Genomic DNA, 6,045 nt, shown 5'->3' with positions numbered 1-6,045 from the left:
CGGACGACGGCGCCTACGTCACCCCGCTGGTGCGCAAGCTCGCCGCCGAGAACGGCGTCGACCTGTCCACCGTCAAGGGCACCGGCGTCGGCGGCCGTATCCGCAAGCAGGACGTCACCGCCGCCGCCGAGGCCGCGAAGTCCGCCGCTGCTGCTCCGGCTCCGGCCGTGGCTGCCGCACCGGCCGCCACTGCCTCTGCCAAGAAGGCCCCCGTCCTGGAGGCCTCCCCGCTCCGCGGCCAGACCGTCAAGATGCCCCGCATCCGCAAGGTCATCGGCGACAACATGGTCAAGGCGCTGCACGAGCAGGCGCAGCTGTCCTCGGTCGTCGAGGTCGACGTCACGCGGCTGATGCGACTGCGCGCCCAGGCCAAGGACTCCTTCGCCGCGCGCGAGGGCGTCAAGCTGTCCCCGATGCCGTTCTACGTCAAGGCGGCGGCCCAGGCGCTGAAGGCCCACCCGGCCATCAACGCCCGGATCAACGTCGAAGAGGGCACGATCACCTACTTCGACACCGAGAGCGTCGGTATCGCGGTGGACTCCGAGAAGGGCCTGATGACCCCGGTCATCAAGCACGCGGGCGACCTGAACATCGCCGGTATCGCCAAGGCCACCGCCGAGCTCGCGGGCAAGGTCCGGGCGAACAAGATCACCCCGGACGAGCTGTCCGGCGCGACCTTCACCATCTCCAACACCGGTTCGCGCGGCGCGCTCTTCGACACGATCATCGTGCCCCCGAACCAGGTCGCGATCCTCGGCATCGGCGCCACGGTCAAGCGCCCGGCCGTCATCGAGACGGAGGAGGGCACGGTCATCGGCGTCCGCGACATGACGTACCTGACCCTCTCCTACGACCACCGCCTGGTCGACGGCGCCGACGCGGCCCGTTACCTGACGGCCGTCAAGGCGATCCTTGAGGCGGGCGAGTTCGAGGTCGAGCTCGGCCTGTAGTCAGCGGCCACCTGGCCTGTTGTTCGTACGGTGCCCCCGTTCCGGAACTCTCCGGGCGGGGGCACCGCGCGTTTCCCGGCGTACGATCCCGTCGAGTGCCGGGCGCCGATGTCGCCGCCGAGCTGTGTGTGCAGCACGGTGACGGCGCCGTGCTCCCGCTCGTCCGTACCGAGGACGTGGAAGCGCCTGCCGACACGGCCGAACTCCTGGGCGCCGTCCGGTCTCACGAAGACGCGGGCGTCGCCGGGGCCGCAGCCCCGGCCGAGTTCCGCCACCGCGCGGCGGCCGACGGACCGTCCACCGCGATGGACGTCGGCCGAGACCCGGTCGCCCTCATGGCCGACACCGCCACGGCCACCAGTCCGACCCCGCGCTCCCCGACTCAGCTGCTCACCGCATCCCCCGACGTGCCGAGGACCGACCGCGCCGACTGCCCCACCACCGTGTAAGTCTCGTCTCACCTGCATGAAAGCGCCCCCGTGCGCCCCTCCCGAGCGGGCGCGCGGCCTTATTGTCTAATCGTCAAACGCCCTTAAGGAGCTCTCATGACCGCGCCCGTCGTCCACTCGCTGCGCGAACAGATCCGCGAGCACATCGTGGAGGGGATCGTCAGCGGGCGCTGGAAGCCGGGCGAGCGGATCGTGGAGCGTCGGATCGCGACCGAGCTGGAGGTCAGCCAGACGCCGGTGCGGGAGGCGCTGCGCGAGCTGGAGTCGCTGCGGCTGATCGAGTCGGCGCCGAACAAGGGCGTACGCGTACGGAATCTGACCGCGGCCGACCTGGAGGAAAGCTACCCGGTGCGGGCCGGCCTGGAGGCGATCGCGGCGGAGCTGGCGGCCGAGAGGCTGGCCGAGGACTGCTCGGCGCTCGAACCGCATGTCGCCGCGCTGTACGAAGCGGACCGCGACGCGGACGGGACCGGCCAGGTGCGGCACACGGTCGGCTTCCACCGGGAGCTGGTCCGGGCGGCCGGGAACTCGGTGTTGTTGCACACCTGGGAGGGCCTGGGCATCGAGGTGTTCACGGCGCTGTCGATCCGCTGGCTGGGGACTGTGCAGCAGTCGTACGCGGAGGAGCACGAGGAGCTGGTGGCCGCGTTCCGGCGCCGCGATCCGCGCATCGCCGATATCGTGAAGGCCCATGTGCTGGGGTGTGCGCCGCGGCCGTGACAGCCCGGGGCGGGGTCGTTCCAGCGCTATTGGACGCGCCGCTCCGCGAAGAGCGTGAGGGGACCGAGCGTGACGGCAGGCGATACTCCTGCGGTACGGCGGCGGGTGTGGTTGCTGTGGTGGGTGGCGGGCCTCGCGTACGCCGTCGACCTGGGGAGCAAGGTGGCCGTGGTCGCCCGGCTGGAGGGCCGCGCTGCCGTCCCGGTGCTCGGTAGCTGGATGGAGCTGCGGGTGCAGCGCAACCCTGGTGCGGCGCTCGGCATCGGTCATGCGACGACGTTCGTGTTCACGCTGATCGCGGTGGCGGTCGCCGTGGCCGTCGTCCGGGTCTCGCGCAGGCTGACCAGCACGCCGTGGGCGGTCTCGCTGGGGCTGCTGCTCGGCGGGGCGCTCGGCAACCTGACGGACCGGGTCTTCCGGTCACCGGGCGGTATGCAGGGCGCGGTGGTCGACTTCATCTCGGTCCGCGACTTCAGCGTGATGAATCTCGCCGACTGGGCGATCACCTGTGGCAGCGTCCTGGCGGTCCTGCTGGCCTTCCGTGGGCGGGAGTTGGGGTCCGCCGGCCCGGCAGCCCTTTCCGAGACGCCGTAGGAACACAAGAGCGCACCCCCGCTCAAAACCCCGCCCCACCTGCGCAAACCCCTTCCGATCGCGTCACCCGGTGCCACCACAAAAGGCACGCCGTGCCGACTTTCTCGTAATCAAGATATTTTGCCCGGGAACCTTTGATCGATCATCGATCAGGGAGTTACAGTCACCGACGGGCTCCTACAAGAGCCCGCCGCCCTGTCCTGCCAAAGACCAAGGGCACCCCCGAAAACCCCTTGCCGACGAGGGAACCCCCCTTCGACTGAGGAAGGCGGCGTTATGACCGACCCCTACGCCATCCAGCCGAGCGAGCTCGACCAGCTCCCGGACCGCGACCCCGAGGAGACCGCCGAATGGCAGGCCTCCCTGGACGCCGTCACGAAGGCTGCGGGCCCGCACCGCGCCGCGTATCTGATGCGCCGCACGCTGGAGCGCGCGGAGGGCAACGGCATCGCGCTGCCCAAGCTGCTTGAGACGGACTACGTCAACACCATCCCGACCGCCGCCGAGCCGTCCGCGCCCGGCGACGAGGCGCTGGAGCGCCGGATCACCGCGTGGAACCGCTGGAACGCGGCGGCGATGGTGACCCGCGGCGCCAAACACGGCGTCGGCGGCCACATCGCGACCTTCGCGTCCGCGGCCTGGCTGTACGAGACCGGCTTCAACCACTTCTTCAAGGGCAAGGAGGCGGACGGCTCCGGCGACCAGCTGTACATCCAGGGCCACGCCTCCCCCGGCATCTACGCCCGCGCCTTCCTCGACGGGCGCCTCAGCGAGGCGCACCTCGACAACTTCCGCCAGGAGGCGGGCGGCAACGGCCTCCCGTCGTACCCGCACCCGCGGCGTCTGCCCTGGCTCTGGGAGTTCCCGACGGTGTCGATGGGCCTCGGCCCGCTGTCGGCGATCTACCAGGCACGCTTCAACCGCTATCTGACCGCGCGCGGCATCAAGGACGTCTCCGAGTCGCACGTCTGGGCGTTCCTCGGCGACGGCGAGATGGACGAACCCGAGTCGACGGCGGCCCTCGCACTGGCCTCCCGCGAGGGTCTGGACAACCTGACCTTCGTCATCAACTGCAACCTCCAGCGCCTCGACGGCCCGGTCCGCGCGAACTTCAAGATCGTGCAGGAGCTGGAGGCCCAGTTCCGGGGCGCCGGCTGGAACGTCGTCAAGTCGCTGTGGGGCAACGCCTGGGACGAGCTGTTCCAGCTCGACACCACGGGCGCGCTGGTACGACGGCTGCGCGAGGTACCGGACGCCCAGGTGCAGACGTACCAGACGCGGGGCGCCGCCTACATCCGCGAGGACTTCTTCGGCAAGGACCCGGCGCTCGTCGAGCTGGCGAAGCTGCTAAGCGACGACAAGATCCTGGAGTGTTTCCACCTCTCGCGCGGTGGTCACGAGTCGCGCAAGGTGTACGCCGCGTACAAGGCGGCCGTGGAGCACAAGGGCGGCCCGACGGTCATCCTGGCGCAGACGGTCAAGGGCCACACGCTGGGCGAGGGCTTCGCGTCGAAGAACGCCAACCACCAGATGAAGAAGCTGTCGACGGACGAGTTCAAGCAGATGCGTGACCTGCTCGAACTCCCCATCAAGGACAGCGACTTCATCGACGGGGTCGTGCCCTACGGCCACCCCGGCGCCGACTCCCCCGAGGTCCGTTACCTCCAGGAGCGCCGTGCGGCCCTCGGCGGCCCGGCCCCGGCCCGTCGTACGCACCCGCTCGCCGCGCTGCCCGCCCCCGCCGAGAAGGCGTTCGCGTCCTTCGACAAGGGCTCGGGCACGCAGAACGTGGCCACGACGATGGCCTTCGTGCGTCTCATCAAGGACCTGGTCCGCGACAAGGAGACCGGCAAGCGCTGGGTGCCGATCGTCCCCGACGAGGCGCGCACCTTCGGTATGGAGAGCCTGTTCCCCTCCCTCGGGATCTACTCCCCCAAGGGCCAGACGTACGAGCCGGTCGACCGCGACCAGCTCATGTACTACAAGGAAGCCAAGAACGGCCAGATCCTCAACGAGGGGATCACCGAGGCGGGCTCCATGGCGGACTTCATCGCCGCGTCGACGTCGTACGCGACGCACGGCGAAGCGATGATCCCCTTCTACATCTTCTACTCGATGTTCGGCTGGCAGCGCACGGCCGACCAGATGTGGCAGCTCGGCGACCAGCTCGGCCGCGGCTTCCTGGTCGGTGCGACGGCAGGCCGTACGACGCTGACGGGCGAGGGTCTGCAGCACGCGGACGGGCACTCGCCGGTGATCGCGGCGACGAACCCGGCGGCACTGTCGTACGACCCGGCGTTCGCGTACGAGGTCGCGGCGATCGTGCGTGACGGCATCCGGCGGATGTACGGCGAGGCGGCCCCGGGCGAGGACTCGAACGTCTTCTACTACCTCACCGTCTACAACGAGCCGATCCCGCAGCCCGCCAAGCCGGCCGGACTCGGTATCGACGAGGGCATCGTCAAGGGCCTGTACCGCTTCAACACGGCGGAATCGGCGGGACTTTCGCCGGCCGCCAACGCGGCGCGGATCCAACTGCTCGGTTCCGGTACGGCGATCCACTGGGCGCTGAAGGCGCAGCAGCTGCTCGCCGAGGACTGGGGGGTGGCGGCGGACGTGTGGTCGGCGACCTCCTGGACCGAGCTGCGGCGCGACGCGCTGGAGGCGGACGCGGCGCTGCTGCGCGGCGAGGAGCGGGTGCCGTACGTCCGGCAGGCGCTGCACGGGGCCGAGGGCCCGGTGCTCGCGGTCTCCGACTACATGCGCCAGGTGCCCGACCAGATCGCGCAGTGGGTCGAGCAGGACTACTCGTCGCTGGGCGCGGACGGCTTCGGTCTCTCCGACACCCGTGACGCGGCCCGCCGGTACTTCGGCATCGACGCGGAGTCGATCGTCGTGGCGGCGCTGGCCCAGCTCGCCCGGCGCGGCGAGGTCAAGGCGACGGCGGTCAAGGAGGCGCGGGAGCGCTACGGACTGTAGGCAGCAGCTTTACAACGAGCCCCCCGCTGCGGCGGGGGGCTTCGTCGTGTTCGTTGCATGATGGCCGTATGCGCGCTGCCCGCCTGATCAAGATGGTGCTGCTGCTCCAGTCCCGGCCCTCGATGACCGCCGCCGAGCTGGCGCGGGAGCTGGAGGTGTCCGAACGGACGGTGACGCGGGACGCGCAGGCGCTGTCCGAGGCGGGTGTGCCGGTGTACGCGGAGCGGGGGCGGGCCGGAGGGTACCGGCTGGTCGGCGGGTACCGGACGCGGCTGACCGGGCTGGCGCGGGGCGAGGCGGAGGCACCGTTCCTGAGCGGGGTGCCGGGGGCGTTGCGCGAGATGGGGCTGGAG

At 70.4% G+C, this 6,045-nt stretch carries 6 protein-coding genes; all 6 read left to right on the top strand.

Annotated features, from left to right (window positions below):
- Positions 1–950, top strand: a 950-nt coding sequence (gene sucB / locus R6V09_RS43540) for a 2-oxoglutarate dehydrogenase, E2 component, dihydrolipoamide succinyltransferase (RefSeq protein ID WP_317887016.1), incomplete at its 5' end; no start/stop codon positions are given.
- A 95-nt stretch (positions 951–1,045) separates the two neighbouring features.
- Entirely contained in the window at positions 1,046–1,399 is a 354-nt protein-coding gene (locus R6V09_RS43535) for a hypothetical protein (protein WP_317887015.1), read from the top strand.
- Positions 1,400–1,495: 96 nt separating this feature from the next.
- Positions 1,496–2,119 carry a GntR family transcriptional regulator gene (locus R6V09_RS43530; RefSeq protein WP_317887014.1) on the top strand — a complete coding sequence of 208 codons (624 nt, stop codon included), beginning with the start codon at positions 1,496–1,498 and terminating at the stop codon, positions 2,117–2,119.
- Positions 2,120–2,188: 69 nt separating this feature from the next.
- The gene (locus R6V09_RS43525; RefSeq protein WP_317887013.1) at positions 2,189–2,713 is read left to right on the top strand and encodes a signal peptidase II; all 525 of its coding nucleotides are present in this window, start codon (positions 2,189–2,191) and stop codon (positions 2,711–2,713) included.
- Positions 2,714–2,989: 276 nt separating this feature from the next.
- Positions 2,990–5,692, top strand: coding sequence for a pyruvate dehydrogenase (acetyl-transferring), homodimeric type (gene aceE, locus R6V09_RS43520; RefSeq protein ID WP_317887012.1), 2,703 nt, complete (start codon positions 2,990–2,992; stop codon positions 5,690–5,692).
- Positions 5,693–5,760: 68 nt separating this feature from the next.
- Positions 5,761–6,045: helix-turn-helix transcriptional regulator (locus R6V09_RS43515; RefSeq protein ID WP_317887011.1), on the top strand; the 285-nt coding region annotated here is incomplete at its 3' end.

The organism is Streptomyces sp. W16 (assembly GCF_033194735.1).
Lineage (GTDB): Bacteria > Actinomycetota > Actinomycetes > Streptomycetales > Streptomycetaceae > Streptomyces.
The sequence above is the reverse complement of the archived record's forward strand: the minus strand, read 5'-3'. Positions and strand labels throughout refer to the sequence as shown.

Coding starts and splice junctions, on each gene's coding strand:
- R6V09_RS43530 (WP_317887014.1), top strand. CDS start 1,496: ATGACCGCGCCCGTCGTCCACTCGCTGCGCGAACAGATCCGCGAGCAC.
- aceE (WP_317887012.1), top strand. CDS start 2,990: ATGACCGACCCCTACGCCATCCAGCCGAGCGAGCTCGACCAGCTCCCG.